The organism is Halomonas sp. NO4, assembly GCF_010994375.1.
In the GTDB taxonomy this organism is placed as follows: domain Bacteria; phylum Pseudomonadota; class Gammaproteobacteria; order Pseudomonadales; family Halomonadaceae; genus Halomonas.
On record NZ_WHMA01000006.1, the window covers coordinates 114288 to 137483 of the forward strand.

Below are 23196 nucleotides of genomic sequence, written 5' to 3' on the forward strand. Positions count from 1 at the left end.
TGACCGCCGGCGGCTCGCGGGGCGAGCCGCCGGACACAACAAGATTGCGAGGAGCCTGACCATGACTACCCAACTTGATCGACTCGAAAAGCGTGTCCGCGGTGCCGTCGTCGACGACCCCGAGACCGGCATCTTCCGCTGCCATCGCAGCATGTTCACCGACCGCGACTTCTTCGAACTCGAGATGAAGCACATCTTCGAGGGCAACTGGCTGTTCCTGGGCCACGAGAGCCAGGTCGCCGAGCCGGGCGACTACATGACCGCGACCATGGGCCGCCAGCCGGTGGTGATCACCCGCGACAAGGCCGGCGAGCTGCACGGCCTGATCAATGCCTGTGCCCACCGCGGCGCTACCCTGTGCCGGCGCAAGCGCGGCAACAAGGGCACTTTTACCTGCCCCTTCCACGGCTGGACCTTCAAGAACGACGGCAAGCTGCTGAAGGCCAAGAACGAGAAGAACGGCGCCTATCCGGAGGGCTTCAAGCAGGAGGGCTCCCATGACCTCAAGCGCCTGCCGCGTTTCGAGAACTACAAGGGCTTCCTGTTCGGCAGTCTGAGCGATGACGTCGCCCCGCTCGAGGAGCACCTGGGCGAGACCACCAAGATCATCGACAACATCGTCGACCAGGCGCCGCAAGGCCTGGAGATCCTGCGCGGCACCTCGTCGTACACCTTCACCGGCAACTGGAAGCTGCAGGCCGAGAACGGCGCCGACGGCTACCACGTCAGCACCGTGCACTGGAATTACGCCTCCACCATGGAGCGGCGCAACTACGATGCCGGCGGTACCCAGGCGGTGGATGCCGACGGCTGGTCGAAGAGCATGGGCGGCTTCTATTCCTTCGAGAACGGCCACATGCTGCTGTGGACCCGCCTGCTCAACCCCGAGGTGCGTCCCGTCTACCAGCAGAAGGCGTGGCTCGAGCAGGAGCTCGGCGAGGCGCGGGCCGATTCCATCGTCAACCAGACCCGTAACCTCTGCCTCTACCCCAACGTCTACCTGATGGACCAGTTCTCCACCCAGATCCGCGTGCTGCGGCCCATTGATGTGGATAAGACAGAGGTCACCATCTACTGCTTCGCGCCCAAGGGCGAGTCCGCGGAGAATCGGCGGGTGCGCATCCGCCAGTACGAGGACTTCTTCAACGTCTCCGGCATGGGCACGCCGGACGATCTGGAGGAGTTTCGCGCCTGCCAGGAGGGCTATAACGGTCAGCTTGCCGAGTGGAACGACCTCTCGCGCGGCGCCAAGCAGTGGATCGAGGGTGCCGACGACAACGCCAAGCAGATCGACATGAAGCCGCGCTTGAGCGGGGCCTCTCCCGAGGACGAGGGCCTCTATGTGCTGCACCACCAGCACTGGGTCGAGGAGATGCAGCGCGCCATCGACAAGGAACGCAGCCGGTTTATCCCAACTGAGCCCGCCACCCAGTCCGCGTAAGCCCGCCACGACCTGACAAGGGAGAACAACCATGCACATCAGCCATTCGGATATCCAGGCCTTCCTCTACCGCGAGGCGCGCCTGCTCGACGACCGCCAGTGGGACGACTGGCTCGCGTGCTACAGCAAGGAGGCGCTGTTCTGGATGCCGGCCTGGGACGACGACGACCGGCTGACTCAGGATCCCGAGTCCGAGATCTCGCTGATCTACTACCCCAACCGCGAGGGGCTCGAGGACCGGGTCTACCGGATCAAGACCGAGCGCAGCGGGGCGAGCACGCCGGAGCCGCGCACCACTCACCAGATCAGCAACATCGAAGTGCTCTCCCAGGAAGGTGACCAGGTGGCGCTGCGCTTCAACTGGCACACCCTGAGCCACCGCTACAAGAAGACCGACAGCTACTTCGGCACCGCCTTCTACACCCTCGACGTGTCGGGCGAGGCGCCGCTGATCACCAGAAAAGTCGTGCAACTCAACAACGACTACATCCACCAGGTCATCGACGTCTACCACGTCTGATCCGGTGCGGGAGGAGATTCGATCATGAGCTATACCATTGCGCTCAACTTCGAGGACGGGGTGACCCGCTTCATCGGCTGCAAGGAGGGCGAGACCGTCCTCGACGCCGCCTACCGCCAGAAAGTCAATCTGCCGATGGACTGCTCCGACGGCGTCTGCGGCACCTGCAAGGGGCGCTGCGAGCAGGGGGCGTTCGATCTGGGGGACGAGTACATCGACGAGGCGCTCTCCGACGAAGAGGCCGCCGAGGGGCAGGTGCTCACCTGCCAGATGGTGCCCGCCTCGGACTGCGTCATCCAGGTGCCGGTGGCCTCGACCCTGTGCAAGACCGCAGTGGGCCAGGTCGAGGGCACGGTGGCCGCGGTCGAGTCGCTCTCCGAGGACAGCATCGAGCTGACCATCGACCTGGACGACGGCGCCGAGCTGGCCTTCCTGCCCGGCCAGTACATCCATATCACGGTGCCGGGCACCGGGGAGCACCGCTCCTACTCCTTCAGCTCCAGGCCGGGCGAGTCACGGGTCACCTTCCTGATCCGCAACGTGCCGAATGGGGTGATGAGCGGCTATCTCACCGAGCGGGCCGCTGTGGGGGATCGCCTGACCCTGACCGGCCCGCTGGGCAGCTTCTATCTGCGCGAGATCACCCGCCCGGTGCTGATGCTGGCCGGTGGCACGGGCCTGGCGCCCTTCCTCGCCATGCTCGAGCAGCTGGCCCGGAAGCGCGAAGAAGGGCAGGGCGGTGAGGCGCCGATCCACTTGATCTACGGGGTGAACCAGGACGACCACCTGGTCAAGACCGAGGCGCTGGATGCCTTGACCGAGCAGCTGCCGACCTTTACCTATTCCACCGTGGTGGTGGACGAGGCGAGCGACCACCCGCGCAAGGGCTACGTGACCCACCACATGGACGCCGAGGTGCTGCACGACGGCGATGTCGACGTCTACCTGTGCGGGCCGCCGCCCATGGTCGACGCCGTGCTCAAGCACTTCGATGCCCAGGGTATCGTGCCCCAGAGCTTCCACTACGAGAAGTTCACCCCCAACCAGGTCGCGGTGGCCGAGGAGGTGGCATGAGCGCCGCACGCTTCGATGGCTCGCGTTTCCAGGGACGGGTGATGGTGATTACCGGCGCCGCCCAGGGCATCGGGCGGCGGGTCGCCGAGCGCGCCGGGGCCGAGGGCGCCCGCCTGGCGCTGGTGGACCGGGCCGACCTCGTCCATGAGGTGGTGGCCGGCCTGCGCGAGCAGGGCGTGGAGGCCATCGCCCTGCAGGCCGACCTGGAGACCTGGGAGGGCGCCGCGGATGTGATGACCCGGACCGTCGAGCACTTCGGACGCCTGGACATCCTGATCAACAACGTGGGCGGGGCGATCCACTTCAAGCCGTTCACCGAGTTCAGCAGCGCCGAGATCTCGGCCGAGATCACCCGCTCGCTGATGCCGACCCTGTGGTGCTGTCGTGCCGCGCTGCCCACCCTGGTGGCGCAGGGCAGCGGCGTCATCGTCAACGTCTCCTCGGCGGCGACCCGCGGCATCCACCGCATCCCCTACTCGGCGGCCAAGGGCGGCATCAATGCCCTGACCGCGTCGCTGGCCTTCGAAGTCGCCGAGCACGGCATCCGCGTGGTGGCCACCGCGCCCGGCGGCACCGAGGCGCCGCCGCGGCGCATCTCGCGGGGCACGCCGGCGCCGCGCAACGCGACTGAGCAAGCCTGGTTCCAGGCGCATGTCGACCAGACCAAGGCGAGCTGCCTGATGGACCGCTACGGCACCCTGGACGAGATGGCTGCGCCGATCCTCTTCCTGGCCTCCGATGCGGCCAGCTACATCACCGGCAGCGTGCTGCCGGTGGCGGGAGGGGACCAGGGCTAGCCGTCCGTCACCCCGATCCGGATTCCAATCACAACAAATCCCCTGGAGCACAGCATGAAAAATCTCGAGAAGGGCGTCGGCCTCGCGTCGGCGCCACGCGACTTCCTTCGCGACCTCAACGTCGACAACCTGAGTGCCGGCCTGGTGGCAGGCATCTTCGGCCTCAGCGCCGGCATCATCCATATCAGCGCCGGCACCGCCGCCGGGCTCCCCCAGGAGTTCACCCTGCTGTGGGTGATCAGCTACCTGATGATCAACGGCCTGTTCGGCCTCTTCCTGCCGGCCTACTACCGGCTGCCCTTGCCCATGGCCAACTCCATCCCCGGGGCGCTGCTGTTCGCCGCCATCATTCCGGTGGTGGGGCTCAACGAGGCGCTGGGGGCCACGCTGATCGCCGGGGCCATCGCCCTGGTCGTGGGTCTGGCCGGGTGGATGAGCCTGGTCATGCGGCTGATTCCGATGCCCATCGTCATGGGCATGGTGGCGGGGGTGCTGCTCAAGTTCGGCACCAACATGGTGATGCCGCTGCAGAACGCCCTGCTGCCGGCGGCGGTGATGATCCTCTCCTTCTTCTTCGCCGCGCGCTACCTGCGCCGAGTACCGCCGCTGGTGGTCACCCTGCTGGTGGGCGTCGGCTACATGGCGCTTTCGGGTGCCGACTTCTCCAGCGTGACGTTCTCCTTCCGGCTTCCCGAGCTCATCCTGCCGACGTTCACCCTGGAGGCCTTCCTGGCCTATGGCCTGCCCCTGGCGCTGATCCTGGTGGGCATGGAGACCCCCGCCGGCGTGGGGCTGGTCAAGGGCATGGGCTACAAGGAGGCGCCGGCCAACGCCATCACCGCGCTGGGCGGTTTCGGGACCATGCTCTCGGCCTTCTTCAACCTGCACAGCACCTGCATCGCCGCGCCGATGACCGGCATCTGTTCGGGACCGGAAGCCGGCAGCCACGACAAGCGCTGGGTGGCGGCGGTGATCGTCGGCATCATCTTCGTGGTGGCGGCGCCCTTCTACGGCTTCGTGTTCAGCCTGATCGAGGCCATGCCGAGCTACTTCATCGCCATCATCGCCGGCCTGGCGCTGCTGCGGGTGATCAGCTCGGCGATGCACATGACCTTCTCCGGCAAGCATGAGGTGGGGGCCATGTTCTCCTTCCTGATCGCCGTCTCCGGCGTGGAAGTCTTCGGCATCGGCGCCTCCTTCTGGGCGCTGGTGCTGGGCGTCGGCCTGTCGATGCTCGTCGAATTCAAGGACTTCGAGTTCACCGTCGCGCTGCCCCGGCGGCGCAAGGCCAGTACCCTGGCGCGCTGATCGGTATCACAGGATCCTCCTTGGCCCGAGACGGCAATGCGGTCCGGGCCCTTTTTCGTCTCGCGACTTCTTGACCCACTCTTCAATAAAGGCCCTTGCCATAATGGTGGGGGGGACTGGCCTACCTTCTTCTGCACCGGACGCTGCACTTCGCTGGACGGGGAAAGGAGGGGGGAAGCGCCTCGGAGGCGTCCCGTTCATCCTGAGCCGGTGCGATACGGCCTCTTGTGGGGAGGCTGCCACTTTGGTCGTGCCACAATATGGGAAATGTCCAAGCAAGTGAGGGGATTTGCTCAGTTATTGCCCGAATAGAGCGCTATGGTGGTCTAGAGAGCCTTGCGTTGTCCGTTAGGGCAGGTGACCTTCGACCAAAGTAGGTTATCGGAGTCGCACGGCTTCAGTTACTTTTTACACAACATGCGAACGTAAGTTCGTTATGCGTACTCTGCCAGTCGTACAACGATAATCCCGGAGGATCCTGATGAACCGCACGCTAACCCGCTGCCTGCTGGCAGCCTCCATCGCCGGTCTGACCGCTGCCTCCGCCTCCGCCCAGGCGACCACCCTGCGCATGGCGCACTTCTGGCCGGGCGCTTCGGGCATCAACCAGGAGATCTTCGAGGCCTGGGCCGCGACCCTCGAGGAGGAGTCCGGCGGCGAACTCGAGGTCGAGATGTTCCCCTCCGGCACCCTGGCCAAGCCCGACTCCATCTACGAAGCGGTGGCCAACGGCATCGCCGATATCGGTGCGACTGCCCAGGGCTATACCGCCGGGCGCTTCCCGCTGTCGCAGATCGTCGAGCTGCCCGGCGTGGCGACCACCGCGACCCAGGGCGCCTGCGTGCTGCAGACCCTCTACAACGAGGGTCACCTCGACGAGGAGTACGCCGATACCCGGCCGCTGTTCTTCTTCACCACCGGCCCGGGCGGCATCCATACCATCGATACCGACGTCCAGGTGCCGTCCGACCTCGAGGGGCTGCGCATCCGCCGTCCCACCGCCGTGGCCGGCGACATACTCGAGAACATGGGGGCGAGCCCCGTGGGCATGCCGGCGCCGGACATCTACACCGCCATGCAACGTGGCGTCATCGATGGCCTGAGCTTCCCCTGGGAAGGCCTCAAGGGTTTCCGCATCAACGAGCTGGTCGAGTACCACACCGAAGTGCCGTTCTACACGTTGATCTTCGTGGCCACCATGAACCAGCAAACTTATGACAGCCTGAGCCCCGAGGAGCAGGCGGTGATCGATGACAACTCCGGCATGCGGTGGGCTGGTAACGCCGGCGAGGTCTTCGATCGTCTCGATGTCGAGGGCAAGCAGGAGGCGAAAGAGGCCGGCCACACCATCCGCGAGATCGAGAACCCGCTGGAGCACCCGGACTGGCAGCAGCCGCTCCAGGAGGGCATCGACAACTACCTCGCCCAGCTCGAGGAGCGCGGTCTGCCGGGCCGCGAGGTCTACGAAGCGGCACTGGCGGCCAGCGAGTCCTGCGCCGCCGACCAAGGTTAAGCGACATGCAGTTCTATCTGGAACGGGCCAGCCACTGGCTGGCCCTCGCCTGTCGCGTGGTGGCGGGCATCGCCCTGCTGGGGCTGCTGGCGGTGACCATTGCCGATGTCGGCACCCGTTACCTGTCGCGCCTCACCGAGGGGGTGATTGCTCTGCGGGTCATGGGCAGCGTGGAGCTGGTCAGCTACCTCATGCTGGTCTCCCTGCTCGCCGCCATGGCGGCCAACGTGGAGAAGAGCCAGGTGGTGGTGGAGGCCTTCTCCCATGGCCTCTCTCCCAACATCAAGAACCGCCTGCATGGCGTTTATCTGCTGGGCTTCGCCGCACTCGGCCTGATTCTCTTCGTCGGCCTGCTCGACTCGGCCACGGCCGCGGCGCGCCACGGCGAGGTGACCCAGGATTTGCGCCTGCCCATGGGGCCCATCTACACCGTGGCCGCCGTGTTCAGCTTCTTGCTGGGACTGCGCAGCCTGATCCATGCGCTGCTCAGCGCGCTCTTCGGTGCCGAAGGGGAGGTGTCCCATGGCGAGTGAGATGATCGGTGCCATCGGGCTCGCCCTGCTGCTGGTGTTGATGGTGCTGCGCGTGCCGGTGGCGTTGACCATGCTGGTCGTCGGGGTGGTGGGCTTCGCGCAGATCATCAGTTGGGATGCGGCCATCGCCCAGGTCAAGACCGTGCCGGTGGAGGTGCTCTCCAACTACAGCTTCAGCGCCGTGCCCATGTTCATCCTCATGGGCGTGCTGGCAGCGCATTCCGGCATGGCCGGCAAGCTCTTCCACTCTACCCGGGTGATCTGCGGTGGCTGGAAAGGGGGGCTGGCCATCGCCGCGGTGGGCTCCTGCGGGGTCTTCTCGGCGATCTCCGGCTCGTCGCTGGCCACCGCCAGCACCATGACCCGGGTCGCCCTGCCGGAGATGGAGCGCTACGGCTACAACCGTGGGTTGGCCACCGGGGCGCTGGCCGCCGGCGGCACCCTGGGCATCATGATTCCGCCCTCCATTGCGCTGCTGATCTACGCCATTCTCACCGAGCAGTCGGTGGGCGACATGTTCATGGCCGGCCTGGTGCCGGGGCTGATGGGGCTGGTCATGTATGCCCTGACCGTGAGCGTGATGATGCGCCTCAAGCCTTCCCTGGCGGTGGCCGGCGAGCCCACCGCCTGGAAGGAGAAGCTGGCCTCGCTCGGCGGGCTGCTGCCCTTCTTCGCGGTCTTTCTGGTGATGATCCTGGGCATCTACTTCGGCGCCTTTACCCCCACCGAAGGGGCCAGCGTGGGCGCCTTTGCCACCCTGCTGTATGCTCTGGTGAAGGGGCTGCGCGGCGCCGAGCTGTGGCGCAGCGTGCAGGAGACCCTGGCGCTCTCCGCCGTGGTGTTCTTCATGCTGGTGGGCGCCGAGATGCTCGGCTACTTCATCTCGGTGTCGCGCATCTCCTTCTCGATCAGCGACCTGCTCTACGGCATGGAGCTGGCACCCATCGTGGTGGTGCTGTGCATCCTGCTGCTCTACTTCGTGCTGGGGATGTTCATGGACTCCATCGCCATGCTGGTGATCACCGTGCCGGTGGTGTTCCCGATCATCCAGTCGCTGGGCATCGACCCGGTGTGGTTCGGCATCATCACCGTGCTCACCGTGGAGCTGGGGCTGATGACGCCGCCGGTGGGCATGAACGTCTTCGTGATCAAGGCGATGGCGCCCCATGTGGGGCTGGGCGAGATCTTCCGCGGCGTGGCGCCCTTCGTGGTCTCCGACCTGCTGCGGCTCACCCTGCTGATCCTCTTCCCCGTGCTCTCCACGATGTTTTTGATCTGAGCGAATCCGTGCCCTGGAAGCGCCCTGGCCAGGCTGGGGCGCTTCGCTATAACCATGGAGTTATGGGGAGTCGCCAAAGCCTCAATTGGCAGCCTGCCGCTGCCGGGTCATCCTTCAGGCAGAGAAACCCGCATGGCAGCCGGCCATGACGGCCTGACGGATCCGGAGGTGTGACATGACCGACAAGCAGACCCAACGCCAAGGCTGGCTGACTCGCCTGGAGGAGCGCCTGTTCGCGGCATCCATGCCGCAACTGGTGCAGGGGATGCGCAACGAGGCGTCCACGAGCTATCGCGAGATGGTGCGCGACCTGGCCACGCCGATGGCGCCGGCCTTCGAGCGCGAGGTGGCGCGCACCCTCAACCGCGGCGGCAGCCGCGAGTTGATTCCTGCCGAGACCCTGATGCCCGAGATGATGCAGCGCTTCGACCTGGCGGTCGCGGACTTCGGCGCCGAGGAGGCGACCCACCTCGAGGAGCTGCAGACGGTGTGTAACCGCTGCCCGGCGGTGGGGCGCTGCTGGAAGGCGATGCGCGCCGGCGAGGGCTGGGAGAAGTGCCGGGGGTTCTGCCCCAATGCCGAGGCCTTTGAACAGAAGACGCTGGCCACCATCGGCTGAGCCACTTCAGCCGTACCTTGCGTCCCGGCAGGCATCGCGTCTGCCGGGGGCCTGCGTTGGGCGTCACGTCTCGGGCTGGCGCAGCCGGAAGTCCCGCGGCGAGAGACCGGTCAGCCGCTTGAAGAAGCGGGTGAAGTAGGCCGGTTCGGAGAAGCCCAGCCCATCGGCGACCTGGCCGATGGTCAGATTGGTGTAGGTGAGCTGGCGCTTGGCCTCCAGCAGCAGCCGCTCGTGGAGCAGCTGCAGGGCGCTGCGCCCGGCCAGGCGACGGCACAGCAGGTTGAGGTGGGTACCGGTCATGCCCAGCTGGTCGGCGAACTGCTCGATGCTGGGCTGCTGGCGGAACTGGGCTTCGATCAGCGCCTGGTAGTTCTGCAGATGGCCCCGGGCCCGGTCGCGGCGGCGGGGCACGCGGCGGACGCCGGGGCGCCCGTCGCGGTCGGCCAGGCGGGCGAGCGCCACGGTCAGGGCCTCGATCAGCGCCTCCAGTAGCCGGTCGCGGCCGGGGGCCGGATGGCGGTATTCGTCCTCGACCTGGGCCACCAGGGACACGAGGCGCCCCGCCTCGCGTCCCTCACCCAGGGGATGGGCCTCGGCGCGCGTCAGCACCGTCGCCTGTTCGGCCAGCCGGGCGTCGAGCCGCTCCACCAGCGGCCGCGCCAGGGTGATGATGTGGCCCTGAACGTCCGGTGAGAAGTGAAAACCGTGGATGCTCATCGCGGGTATCACGATCACCAGAGGCGCCGCCTGGGAGCGGCGGCTCCCCTCCAGCTCCAGGTCCACCTGGCCGGCCGAGAGGTGGAGCAGGTGGACCAGGTCGGCGTGGCGGTGGGGCTGGATGCGCCAGTCATGGCGTCGGCTGCGTTCGGGGATCGATTCGCAGTGCAGCAGGTCCGGCGTCGGCCAGTGGCGGGTTTCGCCGTAGAGCTTGAAGACGGGAACGGTGTCGGTGGGCAGAGGGCCGTAGGTCATGTCGTCCTCGACGAAAGTCGATACGCTATGTTGAAAATATCCAAGACGTCATGGCGATCATGCCTTATTTGGGCGGTGGTTTCATTGAAAAATACAATTCATACAACCCGCGGTAAACAGAACAACGGAGTCCCCTCATGAAGACACAGGTTGCTATCATCGGTGCCGGCCCCTCGGGCCTGCTGCTGGGTCAGCTGCTCGCGCGTCAGGGCATCGACAACGTGATCCTCGAGCGGCGCAGCGGCGAGTACGTGCTCAGCCGCATCCGCGCCGGGGTGCTGGAGCAGGGCATGGTCGACCTGCTGCGCGAAGCCGGGGTCGCCGAGCGCATGGATGCCGAGGGCATGGTGCATGACGGCGTCGAGCTGGCGTTTGCCAATCGCCGGGTGCGGGTCGACCTCGCCGGGCTGACCGGGGGCAAGACGGTGATGGTCTACGGTCAGACCGAGGTGACTCGCGACCTGATGGCAGCCCGTGAGGCCAGCGCCGCCACCACGATCTACGAGGCCGAGAACGTCCAGCCTCACGACCTCGACACCGACACCCCCTACGTCACCTTCGAGAAGAACGGTGAGACCCACCGCCTCGACTGCGACTACGTGGCCGGTTGCGACGGCTTCCACGGTGTCTCGCGCCAGTCGATTCCCGAGGGTCGCATCAAGGAGTTCGAGCGGGTCTACCCTTTCGGCTGGCTGGGTCTGCTAGCCGACACGCCGCCGGTGGCCGACGAGCTGATATACGCGCGCCACGACCGCGGCTTTGCGCTGTGCAGCATGCGTTCGGCGACGCGCAGCCGCTACTACCTGCAGGTGGGGCTCGACGAGACGGTGGAAGACTGGTCCGACGCGCGCTTCTGGGAGGAGCTCAAGCGCCGGGTGCCGGACGACGTGGCCGACAGGCTGGTCACCGGGCCTTCCATCGAGAAGAGCATCGCCCCGCTGAGAAGCTTCGTCGTCGAGCCCATGCAGTACGGCCGTCTCTTCCTGGTCGGCGACGCCGCCCACATCGTGCCGCCCACCGGGGCCAAGGGCCTCAACCTGGCGGCCAGTGACGTCGACGCCCTCTACCGGGTGCTGGTGGCGGTCTACCAGGAGGGGCGCACCGACCTGATACCGCGCTACTCCGAGGTGGCCCTGAAGCGCATCTGGAAGGCCGAGCGCTTCTCCTGGTGGATGACCTCGCTGCTGCACAAGTTCTCCGAGGAGGAAGACTTCGGCACCCGCATGCAGCAGGCCGAGCTGGACTACCTGACGAGTTCCACCGCAGGGTTGACCACCATCGCCGAGAACTACGTGGGCCTGCCTTACGAGCCGCTGGAGTGAGCCTCCCTATGGGCCGGATCGAAAAGGCCTATTGGTCCGTGGGAGGTCCACCGGTGTAACGTGGTGTTGTCCGGTTCCCGCTGGACCTTCGATCTCGTGTCGTCGCGAGTCGATCCCCTGCATGACACTTCTTGTAGCCCGCCCCCTGGCGGGCTTTTTTCCTTTCGCGCCCGCGAGCCCGTCTGGCCTGCGCCCGAGCCCAGGCCCGACCATTCTGGACTCCGATACCGTCTATCTGGACCCGTGAGTCGTCGACGCCAGCGGCCGGGTGATTGCCGATGGCCCCAGCCAGTGCGTGAGGTGGGCTGATTGAGTGATCGTGGTTAAGGCGCTGTCGCTCAGGAACGGGGCTTGTCCTCGTCCTCGTCTTTCACTTCGTAGTTGCCTTCCAGCACCTGCTGCTCGCGCTGGGTTCCCTGTGCGGAGCGACTTTCCCGATAGTGGGTCTCGCGGTAGTGGAAGCCGCCGCCCACGTCCTGCGCCTGGTCGGCGCGCATCTGCTCCATGCGCTTCTTGAGCCGGTGGCGCAACAGCGGCATCAGGGCCCAGCCGAGCAGCATAAAGACCAGGCCGAGCACCAGGGCGACGATCATCAGGGCGCCGAACAGCAGCCAGGCGAGCAGCATCTTCAGGCTACCGAGCAGGCCGCTGCTCTGGGACTGGCGGGCCCGCTGCTGCCACTCTCGGGCGGCTTGCCAGGCCGGGTTGCGGCGGGGGTCGTGGGGATCGGGCATGACGCTCTCCGAATGAAGGGGGCGACGCCGGGCGTCGCGAAATGGCTGCTCCTTGGAGGCCCGGGTGGCGGAATCGTTCCGGGCTCTGTCGGCCGCTACCACAGCCGCCACAGCGCCGCGGCGAGGATGCCGGCGGCGATCGCGACCAGGGCCTTGCGGGTAGCGAGCATCATCCCGAGCGTGGCCACGAGCGCCAGGCGCGCGCCCCAGTCGCCGTGCACGGCCATGGGGGTGATCACCGCCACCAGCACCGAGCCGGCCATGGCATTGATGAAGCGCTCGACGCGGGGGCCGATAGGCACGCGCGACATCACGAACACCCCACCCGAGCGGGTCAGGTAGGTGACCAGCGCCATGATGACGATGGCAAGCAGCGTACCGGCGAGGCTGGCGGGCAGCGTCATGAGGCCGGCTCCCTGGGGCCGGGCAGCAACAGCCCCGCCAACCCGCCGGCCAGGGCGCCGACGATCACGTGGGAGTGAGGCGGCAGCCAGGTCATGGCGGCCAGCGCGGCCAGCGCCGCCGCCGTCCACGGCAGCAGGATGGTGAGGTCGCGACGTCCCCCCACCAGCATGGCGAGCAGAAAGCAGCCCATGATCACGTCCAGCCCGAAGCGCTCCGGCTGGGTGATGCCGCTGCCGAACACCACGCCGAGCAGGGTGCCGGCGACCCAGGCCGCCCACAGGGCGATGCCGCCGCCCACCAGCATGCCGACGTTGGTCTTGCCGCTGTGGTAGTCGGCGGCGGCCATGGCCCAGTTGGAGTCGCTCATCAGCACCACGCTGGCGTAGCGCTGACCCGCCGGCAGGTGGGACAGCCAGGGCTGGATGGCGGCCCCCATCAGCAGGTGCCGGGCGTTGATGGCGAAGGTGATGGCGATCAGCGGCAGCAGGGGGATCTCGGCGCCCCACAGCTCCAGGGCCGCGAACTGGGAGGCCCCGGCGAACACCAGGGCGCTCATCAGCACGGCTTCCAGTCCGGAGAGCCCGTGGGACAGCGCGGCCACGCCGAACGCCAGCCCGAAGATCACGACGAACAGGCACAACGGCGCCATGCGGCGTAGACCGGTAACAGTCCCGGCCAGGTCGAGCCGGACGTCGGAGGCGCGGCTCATGATCGCCACGCCTCGGCGACGATCTCGTAGCTCGCCAGGCGGTTCTCGGCGGCAAACACGTCGGTGGCGAGCATCAGCTCGTCGGCGCCGGTACGTTCGAGGAAGGCTTCGAGACCGTCGCGGACGCTCTCCGGCCCGCCGATCACCGCCGCGCCGAGAAACTGCTCGACCTGGGCGCGCTCCCTCGGCGTCCAGTCGAGCGTCTCCACCGGCGGCAGCGAGCGGGTGGGGGCGCCGCGAATCAAGTTGAGAAACTTCCGCCGGGCGGTGGTAGCGAGAAACTCGGCGCGTGCGTCGCTCTCGGCGGCGATCACCGGCAACCCGACCAGGGCGTAGGGACGCTCCAGCACCGCCGAGGGGCGGAACTGGTCGCGGTAGAGCCTGAGCGCCTGGTGCAGGTAGCCCGGGGCGAACTGGGCGGCGAAGGCGAAGGGCAGCCCCTCGCGGGCGGCGAGCTGGGCGCTGTAGCCGCTGGACCCCAGCAGCCACAGCGGCACTCGCGTGCCCTGGCCGGGAATGGCGCGCACCCGCTGGCCGGGCTCGGCTTCCTCGAGAAAGCCCTGCAGTTCGGCCAGGCGTTGCGGAAAATCCTCCACGCCGGCGTAAGGGTCGCGACGCAGGGCCGCCATGGTGGCGGCATCGGAACCCGGCGCCCGGCCGAGCCCCAGGTCGATGCGCCCTGGGTAGAGCGTCTCCAGGGTGCCAAACTGTTCGGCGACCACCAGCGGCGGGTGGTTGGGCAGCATGATGCCGCCGCTGCCCACGCGGATTGTCGAGGTGGCACCGGCCACGTGGCCGATGAGCACCGCCGTGGCGGCGCTGGCAATGCCATCGATGCCGTGGTGCTCGGCCAGCCAGTAACGGCTGAAGCCCAGCCGTTCGGCGAGCCTGGCCAGGGCAACGCTCTCGCGAAAGCTGTCGGCGGCCGTGCCGCCCTGGCGAATCGGGGCGAGGTCGAGCACGGAAAGCGGGGTGTCGGCGAGTCGGGGCATAGGGCGTCCGGTGATTGATTAGCCTGCTGCGTTTCTTCCGCATCATCGGGGCCCCACCGCGTCAATGCAATCCCCTTGTGGCGGCAGTGGCAAGCAACCCAGCCAGACCGTAAGCTCAAGCAAAGGGCAACAAGCCAAGGGCTAAGGGGGTTGTCGGCCATGTCGCTTCTCGGTTCCCGCCGCAGTGCCCCGCGCCGCGGCGCATCCCGCCGTCGCCCGCCGCGCCGCCTGGCTCCCGGCACCGTCGACCGCTGGCTCGACCGCGTGGTCGACGTCGCCGTCATCACCGCGTTGCTGGTCAGTGGCACGGCGCTGGTGTTGACGTGGCTGTTGTAATGGGGCGTGCGCCCAACGCCGGCCACCCGTACACTCAGGCCATCGCCCCTGGTTGCTGGAAACGAGGCCCATGCTGGGATTCCTGCAGGGATTTGCCTACGGACTCTTTCTCACCTGCCTGCCCTGGTGCCTGGCGGGGCTGGTCAACCCGCGCCTGGTGCTGCCCACCGAGGCCCCCAGCCGGCTGCAGGTGATCTTCCGCTATGCGCTCTTCGCACCCTTCCTGAGCTTTCTTCTCTGGCTGACCTCGCTGTGGGGCGGCTTCGGCCCGAGCCTGGGCGGCTGGCTGGCGGGGCTCACCGCCATCGCCGTGGAGGTGCCCCTGGAGCGCGCCTGGCGGCGCTGGCGGGAGCGTCGCCACCGGCGGCGGCTCGAGGCGCGGCTTGCCGCCGAGGCCGAGCGGCGCCGTGCCGAGGGGGAGCGCGAGGCACGCGAACGCGGCGTGGCGGTGCTCGACCCGGCCCAGCCGCCGGCCAGCGCCGACGAGGTGGTGCTGGCGCTGTGCCGCGCCAAGCAGGGACTGCTCGACGTGCGCCGCCCCGACCTGGCGATCCAGGCCGACCGCGTCTACAGCCGCTATGCCCAGGTACTGGACGTCCTGGCGGCGCGCTTTTCTCCCGAGGAGCTTGCCTACCAGCGCGCTCAGCAGCTGGTCAGCGAGGTGTGTCTGGGGGTGGTCGACAACTTCACCGCCATGGCCTCCCAGGCGCGCGGGGTGGTGGGGCTTGACGCCGACTTCGTGCGCCGTCGCCTGGAGCGCGAATCGCTCACCGTCGAGGAACGCATTGCCCTCAAACGGCGCCTGGAGCTGATCGATGGCACCGAGAGCCGCCTGCGCCATCTGGCGGCGCGCAACGAATCGGCGCTGACCCTGCTCGACGATGCCAGCGTGGCCTTGGCGCGCATCGAGACGGGGCGGCCCCAGGCCTCGGTGGCCACCGACCGCGCCCTGGAGGAGCTGCGCCGCTTCATTGGCCGGGCGGAGCGCTACGGGCGAACCAGCCAGTGATTGCCTTGTCCTTGAGGTAACGGTTCTTGAGACAAGAACGGGTCAACCTGTCGAGACGTGGAGAACGCCACCCATGAAACAGCCATCCGACCAGGGCTCGCCCCTCTCCCTGCCGGCGGTGGAAGAGATCGAGAGCGAGCTGGAGCGGCGCTCGACGGACGCCGCGGCCGAGGCCCAGGAGGACGAGGACCCGGAGCTTGCCGCGCGCGCCGACGCTTTCGTCGAGGAGGTGCTGGGGGAGGGCATGGATGCCGAGACCCTGGCCCGCCAGCGCCGGGCGGTGGACGAGATGGGGCTCGAACTGCAGCAGCAAGCCGCCCACCACAGCGCCATGCTGCAGACTCCGTTGCGCAAGCTGGCCCACCAGGGCGACGACGGCGGGCCGGTGGCCCAGGCGCTGGTCGACCTTCGCGGGCGCATGCAGTCCCTCGACCCGCGCCATCAGCGCCTCGACCAGGGGCGCCTCGACCGCATCCTGTCCCGGCTGCCCGGCGCCGGCAGCCGCCTGCAGCGCTACTTCCGCAAGTTCGAGAACGCCCAACAGGCGCTGGATGCGATCATCGCCGACCTGGAGTCGGGGCGCGACATGTTGCATCGCGATAACCTCACCCTGGGCGACGACCAGCAGGCGCTGCGCGAGATCCTCGACCAGCTCGAGCGCCAGGTGGCGCTGGGGCGGCTGATCGACCGGCGTCTGGCTGCGGCCATCAAGCGGCGCGACACGGAGGACCCGCAGCGCACCTTCCTCGAGGAGGAGCTGCTCTTTCCGTTGCGCCAGCGCATCCTCGACCTGCAGCAGCAGCAGGCGGTGAGCCAACAGGGCGTGCTGGCCCTGGAAGTGATCATCCGCAACAACCGCGAGCTGATGCGCGGCGTTGACCGCGCCATCCATGTCACCGTCTCGGCGCTCACCGTGGCGGTCGCCGTGGCCTTGGCGCTGGCCAACCAGCGCCTGGTGCTCGACCGCGTCGAATCGCTCAACACCACCACCTCGGAGCTGATTGCCGGCACTGCCCGTTCGCTGCGCCAGCAGGGAGTGGAGATCCAGACCCGCGCCGCCTCGGCGCAGCTCGACATGCAGGCGCTCGAGCAGGCCTTTGGCGACGTCATGGGGGCCATCGACGATCTCTCCCGCTACCGCCAGGAGGCGCTACCCAAGCTGGATGCCCAGATTGACCGCCTGGCGGGCCTGGCCCGCGAGGGAGCCGGGGCCATCGAGCGTCTGCAGCGCGGCAACGAGGAGCGCGCCGACACGGTCACCGACGACGGTCGGGCACCGCGCCGCTCCCCCTGATCCCGTGTCTCGCCCGCGCTGGACTATGCTGCGGTAAGGGCGTGGCACATCGCGCGAAGCGAAAGGGTGGCGGTCATGGGCGAGTACAAGAATGTTTTCGTGGTAGGGCTGGATGACTTCAATCGCGAGCGGCTGACACGGCTGCGCGGTGCCGATCACTACCGTATCCACGGCGTGATCGCACCGGAGCAGGTCTATGACACCGAGCAGTTCGACATCGCTGCGATGCTCTCCGAGGCCAGCCGGGTGCTCGAGGCCTTCGATGATCACATCGACGCCATCGTCGGCTACATGGACTTTCCCGTTTCCACCATGCTGCCGATCCTCTGCGAGCGTTTCGGCGCTCGCACGACAAGCCTGGAGAGCCTGCTCAAGTGCGAGCACAAGTACTGGAGCCGACGCGTGCAGCGCGAGGTGATCGCGGAGCACATCCCTGCCTTCACCGCCTTCGACCCCTTCGATGACGAGGCGCTGACCCACATCAGCGAGGCCGGGCTCTACTTCCCCTTCTTCGTCAAGCCGATCAAGTCGTCGGGGTCGCGGCTGGGCTTTCTCATCGACAGTCCGGAAACCTTTTATCGGGCCATCGAGCAGCTGCGAGCCGAGATCGGCCTGATCGCCGACCCCTTCAACACGGTGCTCGAGCACGCCCGGCTGCCGCCCGAAGTCGCCGAGGTGGATGGCCATTTCTGCATGGCCGAGGCGATCATCGGTGGCTGGCAGTGCACGGTCGAGGGCTATGTCTTTGACGGCGAGGTGGTCAGCTACGGCATCGTCGATTCGCTGCGCTATCCCCAGGTGCTGAGCTTCTTTCACTACCGCTATCCGTCGGGCTTGCCCGAGCCGGTGCAGGCCAAGATGCGCGAACTCACCGAGCGCGTCATGAGGCACATCGGCTACGACAACGCCGCCTTCAACGTCGAGTTCTTCTGGGATGAGGTGCAGGACCACGTCTGGCTGCTGGAGATCAACACGCGCATCTCCCAGTCGCACTGCGACCTCTTCGAGAAGGTGGATGGCGTGAGCCACCAGCAGGTGACCGTCGACCTGGCGCTGGGCCGGCGGCCCGACATGCCGCATCGCCAGGGAGCCTTCCCCTTGGCGGCCAAGTTCTTCCATCGTGTCTTCTTCCGGGATGCGGTGGTGAGCCGGGTGCCCACCGCCGAGGAGCTTGCCGCGCTGGAGGCCGACTTCCCCGGCAGCCTGATCGCCGTGCAGGTGGGCGAGGGGCAGCGGCTCTCCGAACTGCCCGAACAGGACAGCTACAGCTATGCACTGGCCTATGTGTGGTTGGGTGCCGAGGACGTGGAACAGCTGCACGCCCGCTACGAGAGCCTGGCCGCGCGGCTGGCGTTCGAGTTCACCGACATCGACGGCTGAGGAGACGCCATGCGCATCGTCACCGACTTCCCGCGCCGGATCATGGAGGAGGAGACCTGGATTCCCCTGCCCGACGGCACCCGCCTGGCGGCACGCATCTGGCGGCCAGTGGATGCCGAACGCCATCCGGTGCCGGCGATCCTCGAGTACCTGCCTTACCGCAAGCGGGATCTCACCGCCGAGCGTGACGTTCAGATGCACCCCTACTGGGCGGGGCACGGCTATGCCGGGGTGCGCGTCGATATCCGCGGTACCGGCGAGTCCGACGGCGTGCTCACCGACGAATACCTGCCCAGCGAGCTCGAAGATGGCCTGGCGGTCCTCGCCTGGCTGGAGGCCCAGCCCTGGTGCACCGGCGACGTCGGCATGGTGGGCATCTCCTGGGGCGGCTTCAACGGGCTGCAGATCGCCGCGCTGCGTCCGCCCCAGCTCAAGGCGGTGATCGCCCTGTGCTTCACCGACGACCGCTACGCCGACGACATCCACCACATGGGCGGCTGCCTGCTGGCCGACAATCTCTCCTGGGCCTCGACCATGTTCGACGGCAACGCCTGCCCGCCCGATCCCGAGCTGGTGGGAGAGCGCTGGCGCGAGATGTGGCTGGAGCGCCTCGATGGCAGCGGCCTGTGGCTGGCTCAGTGGCTGGCTCACCAGCGCCGCGACGCCTACTGGCAGCACGGTTCGGTGTGCGAGGACTACTCGCGCATCCAGTGCCCGGTCTATGCCATCAGCGGCTGGGCCGACGGCTACTGCAATGCGGTGTTCCGCCTGCTGGCGGGGCTCGAGGTGCCGCGCAAAGGGCTGGTCGGCCCCTGGGCCCACAAGTATCCCCACCTGGGCGAGCCGGGGCCGGCCATCGGCTTCCTGCAGGAGTCGCTGCGCTGGTGGGACCAGTGGCTCAAGGGCAGCGATACCGGAATCATGGACGAACCCATGCTGCGGCTGTGGATGCAGGAGTCGGTGCCGCCCTCGGCCCGCTATGCGGAGCGACCGGGACGCTGGGTGGCCGAACCCGAGTGGCCCTCGTCGAATATCGAGAGCCGTGCCTTTCGCCTCACCGCCGGCCACGACCTGCTGCCGGAGGCTGCGGGCGATGCCGAAACCGAGGTGGGCGACGGCGATGCAACCCTGGATATTCGTTCGCCGCTCTCGGTGGGGCTCTATGCCGGCAAGTGGTGCTCCTACAATGCCCCGCCGGACCTGCCCCACGACCAGCGCGACGAGGATGGCGGGGCGCTGATCTTCCAGAGCGAGCGCCTCGAGGCGCCGCTGGAAATCTGCGGCTCCCCGGTGGTGGAGCTCACCCTGGCCGCCGACCAGCCGGTGGCCATGGTGGCGCTGCGCCTGTCCGACATCGCCGAGGACGACAAGGCGACACGCGTCTCCTACGGGCTGCTCAACCTGACCCACCGCGACAGCGACGAGCACCCCGAGCCGCTGACGCCGGGAAGCCGCTACCGGGTGCGTATCCCGCTCAAGCACATCGCCCAGCAATTTTCCGCCGGCCATGCCCTGCGCCTGTCGCTCTCCACCAGCTACTGGCCGCTGGCCTGGCCCGCGCCGCACCCGGTGCGCCTCACCCTGTGGCCGTCCGAGAGCCGGCTGGTGCTGCCGGTGCGTGAGCCGCGGCCCGACGAAGAGGCCCGACTCGCTCCCTTCGCCGAGCCGGAAGGCGCGCCGCCGCTGGCCAAGACCCTGCTGCAGCCCACCCAGGAGACCTGGCGGGTGATCCGCGACCTGGCCAACGACGAGACGCTGCTGGAAGTGATTCACGACGAGGGGTGCTACCGCATCGACGACATCGACCTGACCATTGCCGCCAAGGTCACCGAGCGCTACCGCTACGCCTACGGCAGCTACGACAGCGTCAGCGGCTGGACGGAGTGGCAGCGCAGTTTCCAGCGCGGCGACTGGGCGGTGCATACCCTGACGCGGACGCAGCTGACCAGCGACGCCGACAATTTCCGCATCCGCGCCACCCTCGACGCCTGGGAGGGCGACACCCGAATCTACGCCCGAACCTGGGATGAGACGATCCCGCGCGATCTCGTCTGACCCTCGCTGTCAGGATTCCCAGACGATCTGGTCGCGACCCTGGTGCTTGGCGCGGTAGAGCTGGCCGTCGGCTCGCTCGAGCAGGGCCTCAAAGCCGAATTCGTCCGCCTCGGCAGGGTGGGCCGCGGCGACCCCGAAGCTCGCGGTGACGTGATCGGCGCGGGGGGCGCCGGCATGGGGAATGGCCAGGGCGTGGATGGCCTCGCGCAGGCGGTCGGCGACGCGCCGGGCGCCGCCGAGGTCGGTGTCGGCGAGCACGCAGACGAACTCCTCGCCGCCGTAGCGGGCCACCAGGTCGGTGGCGCGGGGCACCGCGGCGGAGAGGGTGCGGGCTACGTCGCGCAGGGTGTCGTCGCCGATCACGTGGCCGTAGTGGTCGTTGAAGTCCTTGAAGTTGTCGATGTCGATGAAGATCAGCGACAGCGGCTGGCGCGAGCGCCGGGCGCGCTGCCAGGCGTCGGGCAGGAAGCTGTCGAAGCGGCGCCGGTTGGCGATGCCGGTGAGGCCGTCCAGGGTGGAAATCTGGTGCAGCTGGTCGCGCTGGTCGAGCCCGCGCTGGAAGGCGCGCAGCAGCCGGTCGAGGCTCTCCACCAGATGGCCCAGCTCGTCGTCGGCGTGGCGGCCCAGGCGCGGCTTGGGCCACTCGCCGGGCCGGCGCGGGTCGGTGTCGACGATGGCGGCATGCACGCGCAGCAGCGGGCGGGTGATGAAGGCATGGAACGCCACCACCATCAGCGCGGCGATGGCCAGCGCCTTGATCACGCTCAGCGTGAAGACCAGCAGGCTGCGGTTCATGAAGTCGCGGCCCAGGCTGTCCAAGGCGAGGGTCAGCTCGATCTCGCCGACCGGCGTGGTCGGGGCGCCCTGGCCAGGGTCGTACTCCAGCGAGCGGCGGTAGTGGAGGATGTCGCCGAACAGGCGCCGTACCAGCCAGTTGGCGGTCTCGGCGGCGTCGCGCTCGTGGCTGGCCATGATGCGTCCGAAGTCGTCGCGCAGGGTCACCCGGGCCACCCGATCCCCGCTGAACAGCCCTTCGGCCACCTGGCTGGCCAGGTCGGGGTTGAGCTGGAAGGCGGCCTCGGCGGCGGTGCCGTCGACCAGCGTCAGCAGGTGGCGAGTCTGGCTTTCGACCTCCTCGCGCATCAGGCGTGCGTCCCGGGCCAGTTCCACGCTGCCGGCCACCAGGCTCAACAGCCCGGCGATGATCAGGGTGAGTACCGCCTGCTTGACGGTGAGGCTGCGGCTGCGCCTCACCGGTGCGGTCGGGGCGCTCACGGCAGGGCCTCCAGTCGCTCGAGCACCTCGCGGCGCAGCTGTGTGCCGCGTGCGCTGCCGACCAACCCTGCCAGGGCGGCCTGCAGGCGGGCGACGACGTGTTCCGGCACCGACGGGTGGCAGGCCAGGTAGAGGGGCTCCCGGCCGAAGCGGAAGAGGCGCTTGAGTTCAACGCCCGCCTCGGCGGCGAGCTGACGGGCGGTCTGCTCGCCGGTGACCCAGGCGTCGATCACGCCGGCCTCCAGTCGCCCGATGTTGTCGCGCTCGGCGGGGGCCAGCAGCACGGGAATGCCCCGGGCCTCGACGTACTGACCGATGGCATCCTCGCGGAAGCTGCCGATTCGTGCGGTGGCCAGGTCGTCGAGGCGCGCGGCCGCGAGCGGGCTTTCCGCCAGGGCGAAGGCGGCCCAGTCGTTGGTGGCCAGGGGGCCGATCCAGGTGAAGTGGGGCTCGCGGCGCGGCGTGCGGGTGGTGGCATAGACGCAGTGGTTATCGCGCAGGCGCGCCTCGGTGTAGGCGCGCGCCCAAGGCAGCAGGCGGAAGTCGGCGGCCAGGCCGGTTTCATCGAGGGCGGTTTCCAGCAGCCGGGTGGCGATGCCGTCGATCTCGCCAGCCGCGTTGAGGAAGTTGAACGGGGGGTACTCCTCGGTGTTGAAGATCAGGGTGTCGCCGGCCGTGGCGGCAAGCTCCCCCTCGGCGCGCAGGCGGTCCAGGGCGGCCTGCATGGTCGCCACCAACGCCGGGTCGGTGTCGCGGTGCAGGGCGAAGTAGAGGTCGGATTCGCTGATCGGCAGCACCGCTTCGAAGTCGGTCAGCGGCAGCCCCTTCTCTTGCATCAGCCAGAAGGCGACGTCCTGGCCGTAGGCCCAGAGGTCGACGCGACCCCGCTCGAGCATGTGCAGAGCGCTGTGGTTGGACATCGCCACCTGGATGCGCGAGTCCGGCACGCCGGCTTCCTGCAGGCGCTGGGCGCCGATGTCCTCGCGAATCACCGCCACCCGGTAGTCGCTGTCGATCAGGGCGTCGAGATCGTCGAGGGCAATGCCGCTGTCGCGCCGGGCGATCAGCGAGACCCGGTCGGTGGCGATGGGCCCGACCCACTGGAAGAGCGGCTCGCGCTGGGCGGTTCGAGTGGTCGAGAAGAGCACGGTGTCGGGCTCGCTGAGTGCCGTATCGTAGCCGCGCGCCCAAGGGTAGAAGTGAATGGCGTCCCGCGTCAGCGGCGTCCCGGTGAGGGTGAAGAGGCGCTCGAGCAGCTCCACCGCGGTGCCGGCCGGGCGCCCGTCGCGCTGGTAGTTGTAGGGCGGATATTCCTCGGTGATGAAGGTCAGGCCCGAGAGATTGGCGGTCGCCGACAGGGGCAGCAGCAGGCAGGCCGCCACCAGTAACCCTTTGCGCATGAGTTCCCTCGTCTTGTCTTCTTGTTATTTCTTGTTGTGGCCGGGCCGTCCAGGGCGAATCACCGGCGGGCGCGTCGAGTCCTGGTGACCGGGATCGGCGCTGCCCCGAATGCAACCTAGCCGAATGCATGAGGAAAGTCATCTTCGAGCACTAACGCTGTCATCGCGATGGCGTCGACGATGGTGGCTCGGGCGCCCCAGGTGCTAGGCTTCCGAGGTCACGACCACA

General features: G+C 68.0%; 22 protein-coding genes. 15 read left to right on the forward strand and 7 right to left on the reverse strand.

The genetic code is table 11. The features are described 5' to 3' along the window. The first annotated feature begins 61 nt into the window (after nt 1-61). The 9 genes from FEF15_RS07100 to FEF15_RS07140 all read left to right on the forward strand — a co-directional run bounded on the left by FEF15_RS07100 (nt 62) and on the right by FEF15_RS07140 (nt 9084). Nucleotides 62-1441: a Rieske 2Fe-2S domain-containing protein gene (locus tag FEF15_RS07100; protein ID WP_163558459.1), complete on the forward strand. Its 1380-nt coding sequence runs from the start codon at nt 62-64 to the stop codon at nt 1439-1441. Between the two features lie 31 nt (nt 1442-1472). Continuing rightward, nucleotides 1473-1961 (forward strand): benzoate 1,2-dioxygenase small subunit, encoded by a 489-nt coding sequence (gene benB / locus FEF15_RS07105; protein ID WP_163558460.1) that lies wholly within the window; start codon nt 1473-1475, stop codon nt 1959-1961. Nucleotides 1962-1985: 24 nt separating this feature from the next. Beyond that, complete coding sequence (gene benC / locus FEF15_RS07110) at nt 1986-3035, forward strand: benzoate 1,2-dioxygenase electron transfer component BenC (protein WP_163558461.1); 1050 nt, start codon at nt 1986-1988, stop codon at nt 3033-3035. Further along, on the forward strand, nt 3032-3832 hold the full coding sequence (gene benD / locus FEF15_RS07115) for a benzoate diol dehydrogenase BenD (RefSeq protein ID WP_163558462.1): 801 nt from the start codon (nt 3032-3034) through the stop codon (nt 3830-3832). The genes benC and benD overlap by 4 nt, the downstream gene beginning before the upstream one ends. A gap of 54 nt (nt 3833-3886) precedes the next feature. After that, nucleotides 3887-5140 carry a benzoate/H(+) symporter BenE family transporter gene (locus FEF15_RS07120; RefSeq protein WP_163558463.1) on the forward strand — a complete coding sequence of 418 codons (1254 nt, stop codon included), beginning with the start codon at nt 3887-3889 and terminating at the stop codon, nt 5138-5140. Between the two features lie 481 nt (nt 5141-5621). Next, nucleotides 5622-6653, forward strand: a complete 1032-nt coding sequence (locus tag FEF15_RS07125; RefSeq protein WP_163558464.1) for a TRAP transporter substrate-binding protein — start codon at nt 5622-5624, stop codon at nt 6651-6653. A gap of 5 nt (nt 6654-6658) precedes the next feature. Continuing rightward, nucleotides 6659-7186 carry a TRAP transporter small permease subunit gene (locus tag FEF15_RS07130; protein WP_163558465.1) on the forward strand — a complete coding sequence of 176 codons (528 nt, stop codon included), beginning with the start codon at nt 6659-6661 and terminating at the stop codon, nt 7184-7186. Further along, a complete protein-coding gene (locus FEF15_RS07135; RefSeq protein WP_163558466.1) occupies nt 7176-8465 on the forward strand; it encodes a TRAP transporter large permease in 1290 nt (429 codons plus the stop codon). The genes FEF15_RS07130 and FEF15_RS07135 overlap by 11 nt, the downstream gene beginning before the upstream one ends. Nucleotides 8466-8640: 175 nt before the next feature. Beyond that, nucleotides 8641-9084, forward strand: coding sequence for a hypothetical protein (locus tag FEF15_RS07140; protein WP_163558467.1), 444 nt, complete (start codon nt 8641-8643; stop codon nt 9082-9084). Between the two features lie 63 nt (nt 9085-9147). Here FEF15_RS07140 and FEF15_RS07145 read toward each other — a convergent pair whose 3' ends face one another. After that, the gene (locus FEF15_RS07145; RefSeq protein WP_163558468.1) at nt 9148-10056 is read right to left on the reverse strand and encodes a helix-turn-helix domain-containing protein; all 909 of its coding nucleotides are present in this window, start codon (nt 10054-10056) and stop codon (nt 9148-9150) included. 137 nt (nt 10057-10193) lie between these two features. Between FEF15_RS07145 and pobA the strand changes: the two genes are divergently transcribed. After that, nucleotides 10194-11378, forward strand: a complete 1185-nt coding sequence (pobA, locus tag FEF15_RS07150; RefSeq protein WP_163558469.1) for a 4-hydroxybenzoate 3-monooxygenase — start codon at nt 10194-10196, stop codon at nt 11376-11378. A gap of 338 nt (nt 11379-11716) precedes the next feature. On the opposite strand, the gene FEF15_RS07155 is transcribed toward pobA, so the two are convergent. The 4 genes from FEF15_RS07155 to FEF15_RS07170 form a co-directional block, all read right to left on the reverse strand. Beyond that, nucleotides 11717-12112 carry a hypothetical protein gene (locus tag FEF15_RS07155; protein WP_163558470.1) on the reverse strand — a complete coding sequence of 132 codons (396 nt, stop codon included), beginning with the start codon at nt 12110-12112 and terminating at the stop codon, nt 11717-11719. A gap of 95 nt (nt 12113-12207) precedes the next feature. Continuing rightward, entirely contained in the window at nt 12208-12516 is a 309-nt protein-coding gene (locus FEF15_RS07160) for an AzlD domain-containing protein (RefSeq protein ID WP_163558471.1), read from the reverse strand. Then, on the reverse strand, nt 12513-13226 hold the full coding sequence (locus tag FEF15_RS07165) for an AzlC family ABC transporter permease (RefSeq protein WP_163558472.1): 714 nt from the start codon (nt 13224-13226) through the stop codon (nt 12513-12515). Before FEF15_RS07165 ends, FEF15_RS07160 begins: the two co-directional genes overlap by 4 nt. Then, entirely contained in the window at nt 13223-14218 is a 996-nt protein-coding gene (locus FEF15_RS07170) for an LLM class flavin-dependent oxidoreductase (RefSeq protein WP_163558473.1), read from the reverse strand. Before FEF15_RS07170 ends, FEF15_RS07165 begins: the two co-directional genes overlap by 4 nt. 159 nt (nt 14219-14377) lie before the next feature. Here FEF15_RS07170 and FEF15_RS07175 point away from each other — a divergent pair, with 159 nt between their 5' ends. From FEF15_RS07175 to FEF15_RS07195, 5 genes are all read left to right on the forward strand, one after another. Continuing rightward, nucleotides 14378-14554, forward strand: a complete 177-nt coding sequence (locus FEF15_RS07175; protein ID WP_163558474.1) for a hypothetical protein — start codon at nt 14378-14380, stop codon at nt 14552-14554. Nucleotides 14555-14624: 70 nt separating this feature from the next. After that, nucleotides 14625-15563, forward strand: a complete 939-nt coding sequence (locus FEF15_RS07180; protein WP_163558475.1) for a cobyrinic acid a,c-diamide synthase — start codon at nt 14625-14627, stop codon at nt 15561-15563. Nucleotides 15564-15636: 73 nt separating this feature from the next. After that, the gene (locus FEF15_RS07185; RefSeq protein WP_163558476.1) at nt 15637-16857 is read left to right on the forward strand and encodes a toxic anion resistance protein; all 1221 of its coding nucleotides are present in this window, start codon (nt 15637-15639) and stop codon (nt 16855-16857) included. Between the two features lie 75 nt (nt 16858-16932). Beyond that, nucleotides 16933-18237 (forward strand): ATP-grasp domain-containing protein, encoded by a 1305-nt coding sequence (locus FEF15_RS07190; RefSeq protein WP_163558477.1) that lies wholly within the window; start codon nt 16933-16935, stop codon nt 18235-18237. Nucleotides 18238-18246: 9 nt separating this feature from the next. After that, the gene (locus FEF15_RS07195; RefSeq protein WP_163558478.1) at nt 18247-20292 is read left to right on the forward strand and encodes a CocE/NonD family hydrolase; all 2046 of its coding nucleotides are present in this window, start codon (nt 18247-18249) and stop codon (nt 20290-20292) included. 9 nt (nt 20293-20301) lie between these two features. Here FEF15_RS07195 and FEF15_RS07200 read toward each other — a convergent pair whose 3' ends face one another. Beyond that, nucleotides 20302-21567 carry a GGDEF domain-containing protein gene (locus tag FEF15_RS07200; RefSeq protein ID WP_163558479.1) on the reverse strand — a complete coding sequence of 422 codons (1266 nt, stop codon included), beginning with the start codon at nt 21565-21567 and terminating at the stop codon, nt 20302-20304. Further along, nucleotides 21564-22967, reverse strand: a complete 1404-nt coding sequence (locus tag FEF15_RS19395; protein WP_240454102.1) for a transporter substrate-binding domain-containing protein — start codon at nt 22965-22967, stop codon at nt 21564-21566. The genes FEF15_RS07200 and FEF15_RS19395 overlap by 4 nt, the downstream gene beginning before the upstream one ends. Nucleotides 22968-23196 lie beyond the last annotated feature (229 nt).